General features: G+C 40.1%; 22 protein-coding genes and 1 riboswitch. Of the genes, 14 read left to right on the forward strand and 8 right to left on the reverse strand.

The genetic code is table 11. From position 1 onward, the window contains the following. Positions 1–67: 67 nt before the first annotated feature. Positions 68–1,063 (reverse strand): ketol-acid reductoisomerase, encoded by a 996-nt coding sequence (gene ilvC, locus HWQ58_RS33510; RefSeq protein ID WP_292872422.1) that lies wholly within the window; start codon positions 1,061–1,063, stop codon positions 68–70. 708 nt (positions 1,064–1,771) lie between these two features. Between ilvC and HWQ58_RS33515 the strand changes: the two genes are divergently transcribed. The 5 genes from HWQ58_RS33515 (at position 1,772) to HWQ58_RS33535 (ending at position 7,240) form a co-directional block, all read left to right on the forward strand. Next, the gene (locus tag HWQ58_RS33515; protein ID WP_292872424.1) at positions 1,772–2,404 is read left to right on the forward strand and encodes a DUF1003 domain-containing protein; all 633 of its coding nucleotides are present in this window, start codon (positions 1,772–1,774) and stop codon (positions 2,402–2,404) included. Positions 2,405–2,512: 108 nt separating this feature from the next. Beyond that, on the forward strand, positions 2,513–3,418 hold the full coding sequence (locus HWQ58_RS33520) for a DUF4349 domain-containing protein (RefSeq protein ID WP_292872426.1): 906 nt from the start codon (positions 2,513–2,515) through the stop codon (positions 3,416–3,418). 233 nt (positions 3,419–3,651) lie between these two features. Next, positions 3,652–5,013, forward strand: a complete 1,362-nt coding sequence (locus HWQ58_RS33525; protein WP_292872428.1) for an NAD(P)/FAD-dependent oxidoreductase — start codon at positions 3,652–3,654, stop codon at positions 5,011–5,013. 237 nt (positions 5,014–5,250) lie between these two features. Then, complete coding sequence (locus HWQ58_RS33530) at positions 5,251–6,486, forward strand: LL-diaminopimelate aminotransferase (RefSeq protein WP_292872430.1); 1,236 nt, start codon at positions 5,251–5,253, stop codon at positions 6,484–6,486. 112 nt (positions 6,487–6,598) lie between these two features. Then, entirely contained in the window at positions 6,599–7,240 is a 642-nt protein-coding gene (locus HWQ58_RS33535; protein ID WP_292872432.1) for a Uma2 family endonuclease, read from the forward strand. Positions 7,241–7,299: 59 nt separating this feature from the next. Here HWQ58_RS33535 and HWQ58_RS33540 read toward each other — a convergent pair whose 3' ends face one another. The 3 genes from HWQ58_RS33540 to HWQ58_RS33550 all read right to left on the reverse strand — a co-directional run bounded on the left by HWQ58_RS33540 (position 7,300) and on the right by HWQ58_RS33550 (position 10,607). Next, the gene (locus HWQ58_RS33540) at positions 7,300–7,893 is read right to left on the reverse strand and encodes an RloB family protein (RefSeq protein WP_292872434.1); all 594 of its coding nucleotides are present in this window, start codon (positions 7,891–7,893) and stop codon (positions 7,300–7,302) included. After that, a complete protein-coding gene (locus HWQ58_RS33545; protein ID WP_292872436.1) occupies positions 7,886–9,109 on the reverse strand; it encodes an ATP-binding protein in 1,224 nt (407 codons plus the stop codon). Before HWQ58_RS33545 ends, HWQ58_RS33540 begins: the two co-directional genes overlap by 8 nt. 157 nt (positions 9,110–9,266) lie before the next feature. Further along, positions 9,267–10,607, reverse strand: coding sequence for a voltage-gated chloride channel family protein (locus tag HWQ58_RS33550; RefSeq protein ID WP_292872438.1), 1,341 nt, complete (start codon positions 10,605–10,607; stop codon positions 9,267–9,269). A gap of 95 nt (positions 10,608–10,702) precedes the next feature. Next, a riboswitch (Fluoride riboswitch) is annotated at positions 10,703–10,787 on the reverse strand. Positions 10,788–10,874: 87 nt separating this feature from the next. Between HWQ58_RS33550 and HWQ58_RS33555 the strand changes: the two genes are divergently transcribed. Then, complete coding sequence (locus HWQ58_RS33555; RefSeq protein WP_292872440.1) at positions 10,875–12,944, forward strand: NAD-binding protein; 2,070 nt, start codon at positions 10,875–10,877, stop codon at positions 12,942–12,944. 46 nt (positions 12,945–12,990) lie between these two features. Here HWQ58_RS33555 and HWQ58_RS33560 read toward each other — a convergent pair whose 3' ends face one another. Next, entirely contained in the window at positions 12,991–13,284 is a 294-nt protein-coding gene (locus HWQ58_RS33560) for a hypothetical protein (RefSeq protein ID WP_292872442.1), read from the reverse strand. Positions 13,285–13,454: 170 nt separating this feature from the next. On the opposite strand from HWQ58_RS33560, the gene HWQ58_RS33565 reads away from it, so the two are divergent. From HWQ58_RS33565 to HWQ58_RS33575, 3 genes are all read left to right on the forward strand, one after another. Further along, the gene (locus HWQ58_RS33565) at positions 13,455–14,240 is read left to right on the forward strand and encodes an ankyrin repeat domain-containing protein (protein WP_292872444.1); all 786 of its coding nucleotides are present in this window, start codon (positions 13,455–13,457) and stop codon (positions 14,238–14,240) included. Positions 14,241–14,489: 249 nt separating this feature from the next. Beyond that, a complete protein-coding gene (locus tag HWQ58_RS33570; RefSeq protein ID WP_292872446.1) occupies positions 14,490–15,359 on the forward strand; it encodes a zinc metalloprotease HtpX in 870 nt (289 codons plus the stop codon). 517 nt (positions 15,360–15,876) lie between these two features. Continuing rightward, complete coding sequence (locus HWQ58_RS33575) at positions 15,877–17,640, forward strand: Rieske (2Fe-2S) protein (protein ID WP_292872448.1); 1,764 nt, start codon at positions 15,877–15,879, stop codon at positions 17,638–17,640. A gap of 273 nt (positions 17,641–17,913) precedes the next feature. Here HWQ58_RS33575 and HWQ58_RS33580 read toward each other — a convergent pair whose 3' ends face one another. Both HWQ58_RS33580 and HWQ58_RS33585 read right to left on the reverse strand, forming a co-directional pair. After that, the gene (locus HWQ58_RS33580; protein WP_292872450.1) at positions 17,914–18,123 is read right to left on the reverse strand and encodes a hypothetical protein; all 210 of its coding nucleotides are present in this window, start codon (positions 18,121–18,123) and stop codon (positions 17,914–17,916) included. Between the two features lies 1 nt (position 18,124). Beyond that, positions 18,125–18,487, reverse strand: coding sequence for a PIN domain-containing protein (locus HWQ58_RS33585; protein WP_366839107.1), 363 nt, complete (start codon positions 18,485–18,487; stop codon positions 18,125–18,127). Positions 18,488–18,742: 255 nt separating this feature from the next. Between HWQ58_RS33585 and HWQ58_RS33590 the strand changes: the two genes are divergently transcribed. The 5 genes from HWQ58_RS33590 to HWQ58_RS33610 all read left to right on the forward strand — a co-directional run bounded on the left by HWQ58_RS33590 (position 18,743) and on the right by HWQ58_RS33610 (position 20,517). After that, on the forward strand, positions 18,743–19,015 hold the full coding sequence (locus HWQ58_RS33590) for a type II toxin-antitoxin system HicB family antitoxin (protein ID WP_292872452.1): 273 nt from the start codon (positions 18,743–18,745) through the stop codon (positions 19,013–19,015). Positions 19,016–19,028: 13 nt separating this feature from the next. Continuing rightward, positions 19,029–19,223 carry a hypothetical protein gene (locus HWQ58_RS33595; protein WP_292872454.1) on the forward strand — a complete coding sequence of 65 codons (195 nt, stop codon included), beginning with the start codon at positions 19,029–19,031 and terminating at the stop codon, positions 19,221–19,223. Positions 19,224–19,811: 588 nt separating this feature from the next. After that, a complete protein-coding gene (locus HWQ58_RS33600; protein WP_094352799.1) occupies positions 19,812–20,042 on the forward strand; it encodes a DUF433 domain-containing protein in 231 nt (76 codons plus the stop codon). Between the two features lie 9 nt (positions 20,043–20,051). Further along, positions 20,052–20,210 (forward strand): DUF5615 family PIN-like protein, encoded by a 159-nt coding sequence (locus HWQ58_RS33605; RefSeq protein ID WP_292872456.1) that lies wholly within the window; start codon positions 20,052–20,054, stop codon positions 20,208–20,210. Positions 20,211–20,295: 85 nt separating this feature from the next. Further along, entirely contained in the window at positions 20,296–20,517 is a 222-nt protein-coding gene (locus HWQ58_RS33610; protein ID WP_292872458.1) for a DUF5615 family PIN-like protein, read from the forward strand. Between the two features lie 144 nt (positions 20,518–20,661). Here the strand turns inward: HWQ58_RS33610 and HWQ58_RS33615 are convergent. After that, on the reverse strand, positions 20,662–21,028 hold a 367-nt coding region (locus tag HWQ58_RS33615; protein WP_292872460.1), incomplete at its 5' end, for a tetratricopeptide repeat protein.

Below are 21,028 nucleotides of genomic sequence, written 5' to 3' on the forward strand. Positions count from 1 at the left end.
TTCCCGACTTTTACAAGAAGTCTAAACCATTGTTATGTTTAGACTAGTAAAGGCACAACTTCAGTGCTTAAGCCTTTTTCAACCAGCTAAACATAGCGCGTAAATCTTTACCAACTTCCTCAATTTTGTGTTCAGCTTCTTTGCGACGCATGGCGGTAAATCCTGGTTTACCAGATTGGTTTTCCAAAACAAATTCCCGCGCAAATTGCCCAGATTGAATCTCGCTGAGAATCTTCTGCATTTCAGCTTTGGTTTGTTCGGTGACAATCCGCGGCCCACGGGTATAATCGCCATATTCAGCCGTATTAGAAATACTGTCGCGCATTTTGGCTAAACCACCTTCCACAACCAAGTCTACAATCAGCTTGACTTCATGCAGACATTCAAAATAAGCCAATTCTGGTTGATAACCAGCTTCTACCAAAGTTTCAAATCCGGTTTTGATTAAAGCACTCAAACCACCGCACAATACTGCTTGTTCGCCAAATAAATCTGTTTCGGTTTCTTCGCGGAAAGTCGTTTCGAGAACACCAGCGCGAGTACCACCGATACCTTTAGCATAAGACATGGCGCGATCGCGTGCTTGACCACTAGCATCTTGATAAACTGCAAACAGCGCTGGTACGCCTTCACCACTTTCATAAGTCCGCCGTACCAAATGCCCCGGCCCTTTTGGTGCTACCATCACCACATCTACATTATCTGGTGGTACAACTTGCCCAAAGTGAATATTAAACCCGTGGGCAAAAGCTAATACATTTCCTTCTTCTAAATTCGGTTCAATCTCGTTTTTGTAAATCGTTTTTTGAACTTCATCTGGTAACAAAATCATGATGAAATCAGCAGCATTGGCAGCATCTGCAACATTTTTCACAGTTAACCCAGTTGCTTCAGCTTTTGCAACTGATTTACTACCCGGATATAGTCCCACAATCACATTCAAACCACTATCTTTGAGATTGAGAGCGTGGGCATGACCTTGGGAACCATAGCCGATAATAGCAATAGTTTTTCCAGCCAAAAGGTCTAAATTGGCATCTTCGTCATAATACATCCGGGCCATAGAAGCATCTCCTGTCAGCAAGCATCATCATTTCTTGGCAGGCTTAAGATTGTACCCCAAATTGAGTAACCACAGATGAACTGTGACTCGGATTTCTCACAATATTGCTCAAAGCGTTATAAAACCTAGATTCATAAGTTTCACACTGCATGAAAATTTTTAGCCGTCAGAAATGTCCGAAAGATACTCTGGGTAAAGGTTATAAATAAGGGACTGACAAATAAAAAAATACTCAACTACTTCTTGTCAGGTGGACACCGCCCTTTGGCTATGGGCGCTCATGTTGCCCACCCCACAAAATTGAATAATTTATTTGTTGGAAATCCCTAATTCTCAAATCGGGAATAAATATATTCAAAAAACTGAACCTATACAGCAACACAATAATCTAGTAGTTAATTTGACAGGTTACATAGATAATTTACTTAAGTTACCCAAAATCATCAGCACCGTCCCCCACAGTCATAATAGTGTTTTCCATCAGGGAAGCTTCGTTATTAAAAACTAGTATTCGGAAGTTTTACCCTAGTATTAAGCATATATAGCAAAGTGCTGTTAGCGTCAGCGGGGCCTTTAGCCCGTATTGAGTAAAAACCCAGTTTTGTCAAGGCTTTGAGCGTTCAACACTGTCCTAACATTAGTGACTACGGCTATAAAAGTTGAATTGCAATTTAAATTGAAGTAATCATTCATCAAGTCAGACTACCAATGCTCTCCCAAGATAAACCAAATCCAAAAGATTCACCGCAAGGATCGTCCGAAACACGTCGTCAAAACATTCTGCCTACCGCCCCATTACCGGAATCTATTAGTAAAAATATCGAGACTATCATCGCATTGCACAGACGTTCCGAAAAAGACGTACCACGACACCAGCGGGTTGTAGAAACGGTAACTACTTTTTTTGGTCGTCCTGTATTCCTGTATAGCATCCTGCTTGGGATTATTCTGTGGGTAACACCCAATGTCTTACCACGACGTTTGGGCATACCAAGATTTGATCCTCTTCCATTTCCTTGGTTACAATTTTCACTGACTGCGGGTTCATTGTTGGTGACAACAGGGGTATTGATCAAACAAGAGCGACAAGAAAAGTTAGCAGAGCAACGGACGCAGCTTATTCTTCAACTCAATCTGCTCTCTGAGCAGAAAATCGCTAAACTCATCGCTTTGGTTGAGGAATTACGCCAGGATATTCCTAATGTCAAAAATCGCTCTGACCCGGAAGCTGAAATGATGAAGTCCCCTACTGATCCGCACGCAATCATAGATGTATTAGAAGAGACTTTAGCATCCGAATTAGCAAGTTTCTCTCAGCAACAAACATCAATTGAAGAATAATTGGACTTTGAACAAAACTTTATCTCTGTTACATAAATTGCAACAATCCAGATTTTGAGTTTTTCTTCAGTAATACTGAGGTTAACTTCATCCATCTGGGGATAGATTATGTACGCTTCGACTAAATTACCGCGCACATTTGCTTTATTTATAAGTGCGTTATTAGGAGGGGTAATTTTCACTAGTTGCGCCTCTTCTCATCAGTCAGCAAATCAGGCTTTATCTCCAATTGCAGCACCTGCACCTGCTCGTGAAAACAATCTTTCCCAAAAGGTGGAAGCTGCACCAATAGCGCGTTCTCGTCCTCAACTCATTAAAAAGGCAGCAATCTCTTTGACTGTCAACTCTGTAGATCGGACTATTGATGCCGTTTCGCAAATTATCAATCAACAGCAAGGGGATTTAATCGGGTTGAAACAACAACAACCCAAAAACGACAATCCGCGTTACACAGCAACAATACAATTGCGGATACCAGAGAATCGGTTAGAACCGACTCTAGAACAACTAGCTAAATTGGGCACTCTTGAGAGTCGTAATATCACTGCTGAAGATGTGGGCGATCGCCTGGTAGATTTTCAAGCTAGATTAACGAATTTGCAAAAAACTGAAGCCAATTTGCAAAAAATTATGGATCGTGCAGGTTCTGTAAGAGATGTGCTTAGTGTTGCCCAAGAACTGAGTAATGTGCGACAAACAATAGAACAAATTGATGCCCAACTAAAAAGCTTACAAAATCAAGTTGCATACTCCACTATTACGCTGAACCTAGAAGCAGCAGTTTCTAGCACCAGTCCCCAACCTGCCTTGGGTTTGCAAGTTCAGGAAACTTGGAACAACTCTACCCATTCTTTGAGGGCATTTTCCGTTGGCTTACTCAAGCTGGGTATTTGGTTAATTGTTTACAGTCCCTATTTGTTAATTTTTGTTGCTCTTATCTATGGCTTTAAGCGTTGGCGGCGAACTCATTTACCACGTTTGACACAAACACCAGAGTCAACTAGTTCTGACTAAACTTGTATAAATCTACATCTACCTTTAATAAATCTATACAGATAAACAGGGATTGAAATATTCCAAACTCAAGATTGTCTGTACCTTTCGCCTAAAAATTTTCTTTATCCTGTAGTCTTGATTACTTTAATATTTTTTTAAATGTAAAGAGCAATACAAAATATCTGATGACAATTTTGATACAAATCTGTTAAGAATAGTTACAATAGTCGGCGTACACGATAATATTTCTTATGGTAAATTCACTTGACAATAATCCACCCCATCAAGTAGTCATTGTTGGCGGTGGTTTTGGTGGACTTTATGCAGCAAAAACACTGGCCAAAGCGGCAGTAAACGTTACTCTGATTGATAAACGTAACTTTCATCTATTTCAACCCCTTTTATATCAAGTCGCCACAGGTGCGCTATCTCCCGCTGATATTTCTTCACCCTTGCGTTCTGTCCTCAGCAAAAGCAAGAATACGAAAGTGCTACTGGGAGAGGTGAATAATATCGATCCAGAAGCGCAAAAAGTGATTGTGGGCGACGAAGCAATACCTTACGATACGTTAATTGTCGCCACAGGTGCGAAGCATTCCTACTTTGGCAAAGATAACTGGGAAGAATTCGCCCCAGGCTTGAAAACAGTAGAAGATGCTATAGAAATGCGTAGCCGGATCTTTTCGGCGTTTGAAGCCGCAGAAAAAGAAACCGATCCAGAAAAACGCCGTGCTTGGTTAACTTTTGTAATTGTGGGTGGTGGCCCAACTGGTGTAGAGTTGGCGGGTGCGATCGCAGAATTGGCAAATCAAACTCTCAAAGAAGATTTCCGCAACATCGACACCTCAGAAGCCAAGATTTTGCTATTAGAAGGTTTGGATCGGATTTTGCCACCCTTTGCACCAGAGTTATCACAAGAAGCGGAAGTATCCCTGACGCGCTTGGGTGTGGTTGTCCAGACAAAAACACTGGTAACAAATATTGAAAATGATATTGTTACCCTCAAACAAGGCGATGAAGTTAAAGAAATTGCCTCAAAAACGGTATTATGGGCAGCAGGTGTGAAAGCTTCCGCAATGGGAAAAGTCCTAGCAGAACGCACAGATGCTGAGTGCGATCGCGCTGGACGGATTATCGTTGAACCTGACTTGAGTATTAAGGGACATCCGAATATTTTTGTAATTGGCGACTTAGCAAATTTTTCTCATCAAAATGGTAAACCGCTACCTGGTGTTGCACCTGTAGCGAAGCAGCAAGGTGAATATGTAGCAGAACTAGTCCAAAAGCGGCTTGTAGGTAACAATTTGCCACCTTTTGCTTATACGGATCATGGTAGTTTGGCAATGATTGGGCACAATTCTGCTGTAGTCGATTTCGGTTTTATCAAGCTGAAAGGTTTCGTTGCCTGGCTGTTTTGGCTGTTGATTCACATCTACTTCTTAATTGAATTTAACAACAAATTAGTAGTAATGATTCAGTGGGCATGGAACTATTTTACCCGTAATCGTGGAGCAAGATTGATTACAGGCCAAGAATCAATCACGCAGTTCGGAATTGGCGATCGCAACATTTATTACGCATCAGCCGATAATAAACAGCCAGTAAATATCTAATTGGGGATTGTTAAGTTAAGAGTTAGGAGTTAGGAGTTAGGAGTTATTTCTTTCCCTGGAGGAAGCTGAAGCTACATCTATTCCAGTCTTTTTTCTTCTCTACGAGACGCTGCGCGTAGCTTGCTTCCCTGTAAGGGTACAATTTTGAATTTTGAATTTTGAATTTTGAATTGATTTCTCCCCGCCCTCATAAATTAGCAGTAAGCTGTTTGAGGGCGTTTTTTCATAATCAATATAATGGCAACTATTAACGACAACTACCTGAAGCTGAAAGCGGGTTATCTGTTTCCAGAAATTGCTCGGCGGGTGAATGCCTTTGCAGAAGCGAACAGTGATGCTAAAATCATCCGGCTGGGCATTGGCGATGTTACCGAACCTCTGCCGGAGGCTTGCCGCGCAGCTATGATTAAAGCTGTGGAAGAAATGGGCGATCGCAATACCTTCAAAGGCTATGGCCCAGAGCAAGGCTACGCTTGGTTGCGGGAAAAAATTGCTACTCAAGATTTCCAAGCACGGGGAGCTGAGATAGATGCCTCGGAAATCTTTATCTCCGACGGTTCCAAGTGCGACACAGGCAACATTCTAGAAATCTTTGGTCATGACAACATAATTGCCGTTACTGACCCAGTTTATCCCGTGTATGTAGACACTAACGTTATGGTGGGAAATACTGGGGATGCCAACGATAAAGGCGAATTTGAGGGTTTAGTCTATCTACCAATTACAGCTGATAACAACTTCACCGCCGAGATTCCCTCAAAGAAAGTCGATTTAATTTATCTCTGCTTTCCCAATAACCCCACTGGCGCAACTGCTACTAAGGAATATTTAAAGGCGTGGGTGGACTATGCCAAAGCTAATAACTCGATTATTTTCTTTGATGCAGCCTACGAAGCCTATATTACCGATCCGTCGATTCCCCACTCAATTTATGAAATTGAAGGTGCAAGAGATGTTGCGATCGAATTTCGGTCTTTTTCCAAGAATGCAGGTTTTACCGGAACTCGTTGCGCGTTAACTGTAGTACCGAAAACACTCACAGCAAAAGCCGCTGATGGTTCCGATGTAGAACTGTGGAAACTCTGGAATCGTCGCCAGTCCACCAAATTTAATGGTGTTTCTTACATCGTCCAACGGGGAGCCGAAGCGGTTTACTCTGAAGAAGGACAGGCACAAATCAAGGGATTGGTGAGTTTCTATCTAGAAAACGCCAAAATTATCCGCGAGAAACTCATAGCCGCCGGATTGGCGGTGTATGGTGGCGTGAATGCACCTTATGTTTGGGTAAAAACTCCTAATAGTTTGTCCAGTTGGGAATTCTTTGATAAGCTGCTGCAAACTGTCAATGTTGTCGGGACACCTGGTTCTGGCTTTGGTGCCGCGGGTGAAGGTTACTTCCGCATTTCGGCGTTTAACAGCCGTGAGAATGTCGAAGAAGCGATGAAGCGGATTGCCGAGAAGTTTAAGGTGTAGAGCGATCGCTTTTGTTAAACTCATTCTATTAGTCTAAAGGTTACGGTGGGCTGTATTATCCACCGCAACCTAATAGATAATTGTTGAGATTCAGCTTATTGATATTTTGGTTATGACTGCTGCTATCCCCGTTTTCAAACCTGTTAGCCGGATGCAGTTAGCACCTGGTAGCACGGTAACTATTCCTGATGTTAGCTGGGAAGAATTTGAATCTATTTTACAAGAATTGGGAGAAAAAAGAACTACACGAATTGCCTACAGCCAGGGTACTTTAGAAATTATGGCTCCTTTACCAGAACATGAAATTCCCAAAGATTTAATTTCTGATATTGTCAAAATATTGCTGAAAGCGAAAGATATCAGATATCAACCTTTTGGTTCCACGACCTTTAAACGGCAAGGTGTTGCAGGAGCTGAACCTGATGCTTGCTTTTATATTCAGAATTATCAACAAATGATTGGTTATCGCCGCTTACAACCTGATGATCCGCCGCCAGATTTAGCGATTGAAACTAATGTTACATCAAAAACTACTCTTGATGCTTATGAAGCGATTGGAGTCCCAGAACTATGGGTTTACGATAGCGGGAGTCTTTCTATTTATTTGCTGAAACAGGGGAAATATATAAAATCTAACACCAGTCCTAATTTTGAAAATATAGCGATTACTCAGATTATTCCTGTTGCGGTGGAACGTAGTTGGCAAGTAGGAAGTTTTCAAGCTTTGAAAGAATTAGAAGCAATGATTTCGTAAATGATAAAGTAGCCACTGGATGGGATCAAAAATAATTGATGTAATCTAAAAGATAAGCATTATCGAATAAACTTGTTTAGCTCCTCAACTAAAATATGTACTGTTGTTGAAGGATTATCATTTACTGGATTGGGATGATTATATTGCTTGAGAAGAGTTTTAGCGTGTTTGATAGCAGTAGATTGCCGATTTTCTATTTCCTCATAGATTGTTGCACTATTTTTTTTATAATTGTATTTAAGCAATTTGTCTAACTTATCGATGTAATCTTGGCGAGGAAGTCCAGTATTTAAAAATTCAAAATGTAATACATACCATAATTCAAAAGCTTCATTAGAATAAGCAACTTGAAATCCTTCTCTTTCAGCGTTTGCAATAGCGTTGTTAAAATCTTGCTTAGGCCAATCATCCCTATCAAATACGCACCAAACTTGATCGTAATCTTCTTGAGCTTTTAATTTTTTAGCCTCTTGTACTAGTTTACTTGGATTGTATCCAAATCCTCTAACATCAATTTTCTTGACAGTCGTGGAAACGCGAAAGCTCTTGAAGTAATTTGGCTCAGTTTTTTCACCTTCACAAATAATTAAAAATATTTGCCTAAGTTCTCTTGTTTCAACTTTTCTATCAGCATAGCCACGGTTTCTAGGCATTAGGCTCACCAATAAGTTGACTTAAGTCACCAATAAATGGAATAGCACCATATCTGCCTTTGATATAGTCACTTTCAAAAGAGGCATCTTTCGGTATTTTATATTCAACTAATGAATATAAATCTGTAGCACCATATTTATTTTTCTCAGTAAACCAAATTTGATCTCTGCGAAAGAGTTTATTACTGAGCAAATTGGTGTCATCAGTCATAAATATTAGTTGTGCATTATTATAATTTGTATTTTTGGAGTTAAATAATTCAACAATTGCTTTGCTGATTAGTGGATGAAGTCTCGCATCAAATTCGTCAAATATTAAAACTTTGCCATATTTTAAAGTATCTATTAAAAGTCCAGCAATAGAAATTATTTTTTTAGTTCCTTCCGACTCTTGACTATCTAAATCAAAAAATTTCATAGATACATAATTACCTTGCTTATCAAATCTTTTATGCCCGGTCTTAATTGAAGCTCCCTTTATTCTGATTTGTTCAATACCTAAATCTAGCTTTTTAATTAACTGAATAATTTCTGATTTATTCTCATTATTTTTTGCTAAAGAGCTTAGTGTATAACTCAAATGATCTTGATCGTCTAAACCTGAAACTATATTCACTTGTTTTGTAAGCCAATCTAGTATTCTCTCAGCTATTTCAACGTTGAATTGAGCAGCTACTGATAGAAAAAGTGCATTACTCCTAGTTTTAGGATAAATATCCTCACCTTTGAATATTTTAGATAGATATTTTATCTTACGTGAATTTCCGTCATAAACTCGCTCAAAAAGACGAGTTTGATTTGTCTTAGGAACGTAAAATAGCCACTCGGACATAACCCTTTTTTGATTAGCTTCAAACCCATATCTATACTTTGTACCATCTAATAAAAATACAATTTCAAAATAAGATGGTTGTGTTTCAATTTCTGTACTTAGATCAAACGGTTCAACTCCTATTTTTTCTGTACTTTGAGTCTCTTTAGAGGAATTGATCATAAACCATTTCATAAAGCTAAAAGCTTTTGGAAGATTACTTTTACCACTGGCATTGGCACCATAAATCACAGCCCTTTTGAGTAATTTGAGGTCATCATCTACCGCAAAAACATTGTTGTCATCAAGTTCCTTTTCTTTGGTAACAATATTGGCAGCCACCATACTAAAGGTGACTTTATCCTTAAAGGATCGGTAATTGCCAATACTAAACTCTATGAGCATAGTAACTTTTTATCCTAAACAGCATATTTGTGAAACGATCGCAAATATATAAGTTAAGCATAGCGGTTATCGCTCATGCATGACTAGTCTGACAATTGCGATGTCTACGGCGGTAAACTACGCGTTTTTCCAATTATCTATTCATTGTGTCCATAAATCATTCTTGAGAATTACTTTCTCCTTCTTCAGCATCATCAGATAAATTGATTTTTGGCTCAATTTTTCCTTGTCTATAATTAGCCAAAGTCACCCCTTCTTCTAAATATACAGCAGAGTATTTACTCAACCCAATACGCTGTGCAGAGTAAATTCCTGAATGACCTGAAAATAAATAGCTCACTATACAGCCAATACCAATAAATATCCCTGATTCCAGACCAAATAATTCAATTCCCATTAATGTGGATGCCAAAGGTGTATTTGCTGCACCCGCAAACACACCTACAAATCCCATTCCTGCTAACAGTGGTGCAGGTAATGCTAAAAGCAACGATAAAGCATTACCTAAAGTTGCACCAATAAAAAATAAAGGTGTCACTTCGCCACCCTTAAAACCTGCTCCTAAAGTTAGAGCAGTCAAGCCCAATTTGGTTGCAAAATCCCAAGGAGGTAACTGAGTGAAAAAAGAATCAACGATAGTAAGGATACCAAGCCCAATGTATTTAGTCGTACCACTCAATCCAACAATTGCTGCTATTATCGCACCGCCTATTAAAGGACGCATTGGAGGATAAGATATGTTTGCTTTAAATAAATGACTAATTTGGTGAGTTACTTGAGCAAAAAATCTTGCGACTATTCCAAATATTGCACCTGCAATAATCGCAGAAATCAGCCCCCAAGTTGTGAGCGTTGGTATAGAAGGAGCGTGTCGGTATGCTGTATGATGCAAACCCAATAGTAATGTTACTTGATTTCCAACGATCGCAGCAATTAAAGAAGGAAAAAGAGCATCGTAATGAATTTTACCAATCGCTAAAACTTCCAAACCAAATACGGTTCCAGCTAAGGGAGTGCCGAAAACTGAAGCAAATCCCCCACTGATACCTGCTGTTAACAAAATTCGCCGATTAGCTCCTTTAAAACGCAATATTTTAGTTAACTGGTCTGCCAAAGAAGCACCCATTTGTAATGCTGTACCTTCACGACCGGCTGAACCACCAAAAAAATGGGTAAGGTCTGTTCCTAGTAAAACTAGAGGAGCCATACGAAAGGGAATAATATTTTTGGGATTATGAATTTCTTCAAGTAAAAGGTTATTTCCAGCTTCTACAGTCCGACCAAATTGATGATAAATCCAACCACTCAAGAAGCCACCAAGAGGAAGCAAGGCGATAATCCACCGATGTGATTCTCGCCAATCAGTTGCCCATTCCAATGATGCTAAAAGAGCCGCAGAAGCAGTTCCAGCAAGAATGCCAACTACAAAGGAGATGGGCAACCACTTGATTAGATGAGGTAAGGCAATAAATGGTTCAAACTGACGAAAGTGTTTCATACCATGACTCCTTGAAGTGCGATTTGTAGACAGATACTTTCTACAGGAGAGTCAGGTAATGCATTTAGCCAAGCCCTACTCTCCCGCAGTTAGCAAGGAAAGTAGGAGCCATCAGCCTTCCAGAAGAGAGTTTATCGCGCCAGAAAGGCGGTTTTGGCGAGCTCCATCGCCGTTGATGATTTAATTAATAATACCATTTTTGCTGTGGGTCAATATCTTTGGTATTCTACGATATAGATAAATAATGTGTATCATTGGCGGTATTATATGCTGCCATCATCAAAAAATAATTACCAGCCTGTTAAAGATTCTCAAGCAAAACTAGATCGGTTTTTAGTTTGTGGGCTAGGAAGTTTGGGTCAGCATTGTGTTGCAGTCCTAAAAGAGTATGGTGCTGTTGTCAATGCTATCGATCGAGAACAACCTCAAAATTTGCAGGTATCAAATTTATCAAGTTTATTAGAACAGTTATTAATCGGAGATTGCCGTCAGTCTAGTGTTTTAGAACAGGCAAATATTTTTCAGTGCCGAACTGTACTTTTAGTCACTGGTAATGAACGGGTAAATATAGAAGCTGCCTTTGCTGCAAGGCTTTTAAATCCTCAAGTTCGCCTGGTTGTACGTTCTGACAAACAAAATCTCAATGAACTTTTAAGTCAAACTCTTGGTAATTTTATTGCCTTTGAGCCAAATCAAATTTCCGCTTCTGGCTTTGCTGTTGCAGCCCTTGGAGATGATAATCTTGGATATTTTCAACTGGAGGAACGCCAATTTCGGGTAGTAAAGCGTCAGATTAAAATGGGTGATAGCTGGAGCAATAAATGGCGTATACATGAACTAAATACCTTATATCGTCGGGTATTAAATCACGCTAATGATTCATCTCCTTTACCTAAAGAATTTCATCAGTGGGAACCAGAAGCGATATTATACCCAGGTGATACGATTATTTATATCGAAGTCACAGAGCAACTTAAAAGTTTGAAACAACTTGCTACTGGGCGTAAGTACAACTGGCAGCAGTTATGGCAAGAAATTGTATTAGGCAGAGCTTGGAATAATTTCAAACAGAAAATGGCATATCTCTTGCGAACATTCTATCGTTATCAGAGTTTGCGGGCAGCAATTATCTGTGGAATTACAGTACTTTTCCTTTGGTGTTTTGGAACAATTATTTATATCTTAAATTATCCTGGAAGTAACATAATAGAAGCATTTTATGCTATTGCTGTCTTACTTTTAGGAGGATACGGAGATATATTTGGCGGTGGGAATTTTAAAACGCCACCAGAGCCAGCACAAAATATGCCAGGGTGGTTGCGATTGTTTAGCCTCGTACTAACTTTAACAGGTATCGGTTTTGTTGGGGTTTTATATGCGTTGCTAACTGATGCTTTGTTAAGTTCAAGGTTCAAGTTTTTCAATAATTTTCAGCCATCAATCCCTGAAAAAGACCATGTTGTACTTATTGGATTAAATCGAGTTGGTCAGCGAGTCGCGAGTTTATTACAAGAATTCAAGCAACCTTTAGTAGGTATTAGCAGCACAGCAATAAACGCCGATTTTCTCAACAAAATACCACTGATTATTGATAATATTACCGATGCTCTAGGCAAGGTAAATCTCGCTAATAGTAAAAGTGTCGTTGTCGTTACGGACGATGATATGGAAAATTTGGAAATAGCTTTGATGGCATACGCTAAGAGTCCGACAACTCGTGTGATTATTCGGACTTACGACCAATACTTTCGTGATAACGTAGCACGGTTATTTCCTTATGCTCAAGTTATTTGCACCTCTGCGATTTCAGCAGAAGTATTTGCTGCTACGGCTTTTGGAGAAAATATTCTCAGCTTGTTTAACTTTGATACTCAAACTATTTTGGTAGTAGAGTACATGATTGAGGCTGGAGATACACTAAATGGATTACTATTAGCTGAGGTTGCTTATGGTTTTGGAGTTGTACCAATTTTATATCAAAGCTTCAAGCGATCGCCTGTTAAGTTAATGCCTGCTGATCATACACAACTTACTATTGGCGATCGCCTGATTGTTCTGGCAAATAGCAATAGTCTCCAGCAGATTGAGCGAGGTGAAATGTATCCTCGAACTTGGCAAGTGCAAATCGAGAAAGTTTTAGCCCTAGATGCTATTTTTGATGGTGCAAATGAAATAAGTATAATATCAGGATGTAGCATCGGCACTGCTAGAGAGTTGATGGATAATTTGCCTGGAGAGCTACCAGTAGCATTATATAAACAACAAGCTTTGTTACTAGTGCGAAGGCTCAGTAAATTAAGAGTTACAGCTCGTTTGAAACCATTTTTTGAAGATTAAAATTTTATTAGAATAACGAGAGTTTGAAGGATATTTTAAGTCTTACTTATATTTGCAAACATTTTTTTCTATTAATTACTAGCAAGAAGACAGCAGCGATCGCAAACATACTTCCAGCGATAAATGTTGCCTCTGCTCCCAATGTTTGCCACAAGCCACCAGCTAGCAAACTAGCAGGTAAAAGCGCTAATCCCACAGCCAAGTTAAAGAACCCAAAAGCAGTACCGCGCAGATTTGCAGGTATACTATTTGCCACTAGCGCTAACAGTAATCCTTTACTTATACCTAAATGCAGACCATAAAGGGCAAACAATCCCCAGACTTGCCAAGGTGTCTGCACGAAAGCAAAGCCTAGATATACTAGAGCGTATAGGAGAAATAACCCTACCAGTAACCCAAATTTACCCAAGCGATCGCTTGGGTTAAAGCATCTGAAGTCTGCTGTTGAGAAAAATCAACAAAAGCTGGCTGGACTTGAGCTTAATTTCTGACGAATGGCTGGAATTAAAAATGTTTCAAATCGCAAGCAGACTGGTTTACAATTTCCGAGCTCTAGTTATTGTATGTTGGAGTATTTCAGCACTCTGTTTCTTTTTGTTGATGCGCTTACGCATTCTCGCTTGGCTGGTTGTCTTGCCTGAGTGGTTTGCGAAGGTAGCTATTATTTTGGCTGCCAATATCGGGATAATGATTTTGGGCTGTATCCCAGTAGGAGCAAGCAGTTTAATCCTCTGGCGTTGGTTTCCACTAACGCTCTCGGCTAGTCTTGTAATACTTATTCCAATACTTGTTTTGGTTGGGAGTATTTTGTATGCTCGCATCGATAAGATGGGAACAGAACAATATGTTATTAATTCATCGCAACAAGGTGATGTGCAGAACACACGCGAGCAGCTGTTGATTCATATGGCACGGTATCAATTACCGAATGAATTGCAAGCACTGGTTCAAGTAGGAACCAATGTTAATGCTGCTGATCCACTGGGTCGTTCTGCACTCTTTTGGACTGTTCAAAAACCAGAAATGGTCAGACTTCTGCTGCAATCAGGAGCAAAGCCTGATGGGAATGCACTGGTAGAGGCTGCTTTCTGGGGAAGGCTAGATACGATTAAGCTGTTGTTTGAGGCCACTCCAGATGATGGCAAAACATTGGTAGCAGAGGTCGGCGATCGAGCTTTACAGAATGCAACTAACGTCCGTTCTAGTGGACAGCAGGATCGCCAACAAATTGTCCAGATGTTGGTGGCGCGAGGAGCCAAGCCAATTCTAAACACAAATCAAGACAATCTGCCGTAAGTAGGGTATCGACCCAGTTGCGGATACTGTTTAGAAGATAAAGTATTAAGTCTTTTGGAGTCATCATCTAGTTAATAGGGATTAATTCTATTAATAAATTAGTATTACTAAAACTTCAGTTGGAAAACCGTACTTATCTGATAGGTTTTCTGTACCATATATCTAAGTTTAGCTGAATAAAATCAAAATGTAGCTGAAGTAATGCTGTTTTATAAAAAATTTATACAGCATTAGCAGGAGAGCAAAAATATGACAAATAAATTGAAAACGGCTGCAATGCTTGCTGCACTAAGTGGTCTTTTGATTGCAATTAGTTACTGGGTAATTGGCGGTTATAGTGGCTTGATTATCGGGATTGGCTTGGCAGCAGCAACCAACCTGTTTTCCTGGTATCAATCAGATAAAATTGCCCTAGCAGTATACCAGGCACAACCTGTGAGTGAAAGCGAAGCACCAGGACTTTATCGGATGGTGCAGAGATTGAGCGATCGCGCTAACATTCCCATGCCTAAAGTTTACATCGTTCCTAGCCTTGGTGCTAACGCTTTCGCTACAGGGCGCGATCCAGAACATGCTGCTGTGGCTGTCACCGAAGGCATTTTGAATATATTGCCAGAGGATGAACTCGAAGGTGTTATTGCCCACGAGTTAACCCATATTATTAATCGTGACACTCTCACTCAAGCTGTTGCTGCTACTGTGGCTGGTGCGATTTCATTCCTAGCCCAAATGGTTAGTTACAGCCTATGGTTTGGCGGTGGTTCACGAAATGACAACAGAGGTGGAAATCCAATAGGAGTTTTATTAACAGTTATGCTTGCACCGGTGGCGGCGACAATCATTCAGCTAGCAATTTCGCGCACACGAGAATTTTCTGCTGATGCAGGTTCTGCGAGATTAACTGGTAATCCCCGCGCCTTAGCTAAGGCATTGCAACGCCTAGAAGCTTCAGCAAAGCAGATGCCTTTAAATGCCAATCCAGCTTATGAGCCGTTATTAATTATCAATTCCATCTCTGGACAGTTTCTGGGTAACTTATTCTCCAGTCACCTGGCTACAGAAATGCGAGTTGCAGCATTGCTGAAATTAGAGCAACAACTGCCAACAAAAAGTTATTAATTTGTCATTAGTCATTAGTCATTTGTCCTTTGGGAAATAAATAAATGACTAATGACTATTAATATAGGGTGCAATTTTTAGATGAAGCTGAAAGAAACTGGCACTTATTGATGAAAGACTTAGTAGACTTCAGCTTTTGCGTACAAAAGGCGGCTATTGCTGCTTGGGAAACTTTCAATAACCCTTACTCTCGTTAAACAGGGTGCGATGTCTACGACGGGCTACGCCTACGCAGATAAATATTTTAGAAGCGTCATTACCCGCAACTCTACTTTCACTCAAAACTATACCCATCAACCATTTCAGTCTGATTTTAAGTATTTTGTCTGTTTGTTAAGAAAGATCCAGGTAATAGATAGCTCAAAGCATTGGGGAGGGTGCGCGTCAGTGTGGGTGGAGTTATCTATTGTAAACATTTTTGGAATTGGTCTTAGTTAACAAAAATTAGAATGCACAAATTTGAAAAACTTTGTCAAAGTAGAAATAAGGGTTTTAACATTTACCTATGTGTAGTTAAATGACTCAAATATTTGAAGATGCGACGAAAACAGACGCTTATATCCGTGTTGCTAAACTTGCAGAAGTTCAGGCAGCAGGCAGTTTGTTAGTCCACAAGGAAAAGCATACGATTGCTTTGTTTTACTCAAATAATACAGTTTACGCAATTGATAACCGTTGTCCTCACATGGGCTTTCCCTTACAAGGAAGCACTTGCAAAGATGGTATTGTTACCTGTCCTTGGCATTATGCCCGCTTTGATCTTGCTAGTGGTGGAACGTTTGACTCGTGGGCAGATGATGTTCCTTGTTTCCCGGTAGAAATTCGTGATGGTGAAGTTTGGATAAATTTAGCACCACCAGTTAACCCTTATGCTCACCACCGCCAACGTCTGCTAGACGGTTTAGAGCAGAATATTTCTTTAGTGATTGCAAAATCAACCCTGGCACTTTTAGATATAGGAGTGAACCCGACAGAACCATTTCTCATGGGGCTAGAATTTGGCACTCGTTATAACAAAGTGGGTTGGAGTTCAGGTTTGACTATCCACACCTGTATGATGAATCTACTACCTTATCTTGATGCAGAAGACAAACCTCGTGCTTTATTTCACGGGCTGTCAGCAGTAGCTAATGATAGTGCGGGTGCGCCACCAGAGTTTGTCGTTCACCCATTACCCAACGCTAAAGTAGATTTTGCAACTCTCAAAAACTGGTTTCGCCAATTTATTCAGGTACGGGATGCTGAAGCAGCACAAAGATGTTTAGTGTCTGCTGTTCGTTCTGGAGCTAATTCAAAGCAAATAGCAGATATGCTATTCTGTGCTGCCACAGATCGTCGCTATCTTGATGTTGGGCATACGCTTGATTTTATCAATAAAGCATTAGAAGCACTTGATACTGTAGCTTGGCAAGCAGCAGAATCAATTTTGGCTAGCTTAGTTTCGAGTTTAGCCAATGCTTCCCGGATGGAAGAATCCAATTCCTGGCGCTACCCTGTAGATTTGGTGGCAATATTAGAGTCAGCTTTTGAGCAATTACCGACTGTATTAAGTGTGGGAAAATCTCGACAAGGAAATTGGTCACAAACAGATGAACTAGTACCAATTTTATTGGGTGAAGACCCACAAGCGATCGCAGACTCGCTATTGAATGCACTGAAAGCAGGTTGTACTGAAGAACAATTAGCTGGTGTAGTTACTTATACAGCCGCATTACGAGTAGCTCGTTTTCACACTAATAATGAATTTGGAGATTGGAATTCAGCCCACCATCCATTTACGTTTGCAAATGCCGTACATCAAGCTTTACGAAGAGTACCAACAGTCGAACTATTAAGAGGTGTGTTTGATGCAGCGATGAGTGTATACTTAAATCGTTTTTTGAATGTCCCACCAGCAAGGCTGCCAGAACCCAAAGACATCGTAGAAAATCCCGAACAATTACTCCAGCAGCTACCAGATTTATTAAACCGTCAGCAGCAAGTAAACCAGACAGGGCAATTAGTTGCTAATTATTTATACAGTGGTGGTAGTCCTGAAAGACTGATGGCAAAATTGGGGAAATTGATGCTGCGAGAAAACCGTGATTTTCATGTCGTTCAAGAAATAGAAGCCGCTTTTCGTCAGTATTCTTTCCTCGGTCAAACTTCGGCTGGAATTCATATACTAGTGGCCGCATCTCGGTATTTAGCTGCTCATTCTCCGACAATGCGATCTCAAGGACAAACTTATCAAATTGCGGAACGTTTACATCAAGGTGCTCGCTTATTTGAGGAATCATGACCGGAAAGTGGAGAATTTGAACTGTATCCTATTACATCCCAAGGTGTAATACCAATTCGCAATTCGCAATTCGCAATGACGCTCGCGGACTCGCTAACGCTGCGCTAACGCAATTGATAAATTTAGATGCAACAAGGCAATCCCTGCTTACATCTGTTGCCTTATTTTAGAGAATTGGTATGTTCCGCAGCGTGCCGTAGGCAAGACTCGCTAACGCTTCTCTACGAGACGCTACGCGAACGCTATCGGCGTCGCCCCTTCTAACTTGGAACACTAGGCTTCATCTTGATATTGTTTGACTTTGGCATATAAACTGGTAACTGTTTCTTCAGCAAACAGTTTATCTTTAAGTTCCAAATAATCGCCTTTACCTAGTTTACAAGCTGCCCAAAATTTCATTACCTTCGATGGTTCTAAGTGGGTGAGTAGAACCTGCATCACTTCTTGTAAATTTTGTTGTTCGTCAATAACTTTAATTTTCATTTCATACCTCTAAAATAAAATCAATTGGGTTGATTACCTTGAGTGATAAATCTTGACAACGGTTGATTAGTCTCCGATCGCAAGTAATAAAATAATTAGTTTGGAAAGCCTCCGCACACGCTACATGAAGTGCATCAATAGGTTTAATTCCTTGTTGTTCTAGTTGTTCTGCTCTGCCTCTAATATTTTCATCTACTAATACTCTCAATATAGCTATTTGTAAGTATCGCTCCATTGATTTTTGATTGACAATAAAAGGGTTACGGCTATTTTCATATTCTAGTACTGAAGAACTAACTAGCTCTATTAATCTTGCTTCTACCATTTGTAAAATAAAGATGACAGCTTGTGTTTCTAGAAAGATTTTTGGCTATGTTTGGTCGTCAAATGGACGATTATAAATACTGGTATCTAGATAAACCCTTGTCATATAGCTTTTTTTACAACTTTCTCTAAAGAAAAGCGATTGCACTCATCTCTAAAATACCAAAAGCGACGCCGAATAGCCCGTCGTAGACATCGCCTGTCGATTTACACTTGAAAGTAGAGCGTAGACGCTTCATCGGCGAAACACCATCATTTAACATAAGATTAAACTGGTAGTACAACGCGAGATTTCATGGCGATAAGGTTTATTTTGAGCGACTATGTTGATCGAGCGATCGCTCAGGCAATTTATGACAAGTTAGAAGATGGTACATTTGCAGGTAGAATTCCTGTTTGCAAAGGAGTGATAGCCTTTGCATCAACTTTGCGCGAGTGTGAGGATGAATTACGCTCAACGCTGGAAGACTGGATTTTGCTTGGGTTAAAGCTGGGACATTCTCTACTAGTAATTGATAATATTGACCTCAACAAGGAGCCGACTCTTGAGCTGATGGATACCCTGTAAGCGTCGGGATTTTTTGAAGAAATTACGATGGCTTGGCTTTGATGGCCCTTTTTCTGGAACAAGACATCAGTTTATGGTTTACGGGGAATATCACCTAACTATTCCCTCTAATGATGAGTATTCTGTACCGCAATTGCGGATGATGATTGGGGAAGTTGAGGTTATTTTAGAGCGGGAAATCACGCTAGAAGAATGGAATAGCGTTTAAGATTTGCCGACAAGCGATGTCTACGATGGCTTTCAGCTCAATGATATACCAAAATGAATGCGTGAATTACTCAAATGAGAAAGCAAACTGGGGTTTGAGAAAGCAAAAGCAGCTTTTGCTTGCGGAAAACACTAAAATGCGAAATTAAAAGCTGCTTTTGTTTGTGGAAAACACTAAAATGAGAAAGTAAAAGCTGCTTTTGAAGAAGTAAAAGCTGCTTTTGTTTGTGGAAAACACTAAAATGCGAAATTAAAAGCTGCTTTTGAGAAAATAAAAGCTGCTTTTGCTTGTGGAAAACACTAAAAAGGGAAAGTAAAAGCTGCTTTTGAGAAAGTAAAAGCTCATATTGAATAAGTAATCAGGCATTTTTGCTTATTCAATATGAATTTTAGTGTAGGCGATCGCTCCTTCAAGTTTTATCATGGTACGCATTGCACAAAATCTGTAAATTCGTAGCCCCATGTAGTCTATTCTGGATTTTGGGGGGAGGCGATCGCTTGTGGGTTTAAAATCAAAAATAGAGCGCTAGGCTTTACAATATCATCATTGCACCTCAGAACGATAAAAAAGATTTTGGAGCGATCATTTATGTTAGGTCTGGAGAGAATTACATTTGACCCTAGCATTATGGCTGGACAAGCTTGCATTCGCGGGATGCGAATTCCAGTTTCTTTAGTGGTAAATTTGGTAGCTCATGGAAAGCCTATTGAAGAAATTTTAGAAGAATATCCTGATTTAGAAGCAGAAGATATTCGTCAATCTCTTCTTTATGCAGCGTGGTTGACTCAAGAACGGGTTTATATCTTCAAAAGTGCTTAACAAGTAATAATGAAGTTTTTGGCAGATATGGGAATTTCATTACGCACTGTAACTTGGTTGCGTGGTGCTGGTTATGATGTGGTGCATTTGCGCGATGAAGGTTTGCAAAGACTACCAGATAATGAAATTTTAATTAAAGCTTGTGCAGAAGGAAGAATTTTATTATAGCAAGGGACTGGGGACTGGGGACTGGGGACTGGGTGAAAAGTCTTTTTGTGTCTAAGTTTTATCATCTATCGATGTCCTAATCACCTTGGCGGTTGCTATAACTATAGATTTAGATTTTGCCCAACTTTTAGCTGTGAGTGGGGATAGTTTACCCAGTGTGATTTTGTTTAGGTTGGGGAACGAAAATTATGATGCAATTAATGAACGGTTGACTCAAGTTTTGAGTGAATGCCAGGAAGATTTAGAGTTAGGGACAATTATTTCTGTAAGTAATGAAACTTTCCGAGTAAGGCGATTGCCTATATAACAATACGCTTGGGTTAAGGCTAAACACTAAAACTGGCGTAGGTTGTGGGGAACCTCATTCTACCTAAGAGTTCAGAACAGGAAAGGCCGAGTTAAAGCGATCGCCCTTTTCAGTTTTATCAGGGTACGCTTTGCACAAAACCGTCTATTCTTGATTTGAGGAGGGGCGATCGCGCAAATATGCTAAATTATTACGAACACTTACAGTATTAGGATGATTCACCCCTAACCGTCGCTCCAAAATATCCAAAGCTTGCAGCCACAGAAGTTCGGCTTCGCTGTATCTGCCTTGGGAATTGTAGAGATACGCTAAATTGTTGAGGCTAGTAGCGACAGATGGATGTTCATCTCCGAGCAGCTTGCGGCTGAGTGCTAAAGCTTGGATGTAAAGGGGTTCGGCTTCGCTGTATCTGCCTTGGGATTCGTAGAGTCCCGCTAGGCTGTTGAGGCTAGTAGCGACAGATGGATGTTCATCTCCGAGCAGCTTGCGGCTGAGTGCTAAAGCTTGGATG

The sequence above is a fragment of the Nostoc sp. LPT genome, assembly GCF_017115165.1.
Taxonomy (GTDB): domain Bacteria; phylum Cyanobacteriota; class Cyanobacteriia; order Cyanobacteriales; family Nostocaceae; genus Nostoc.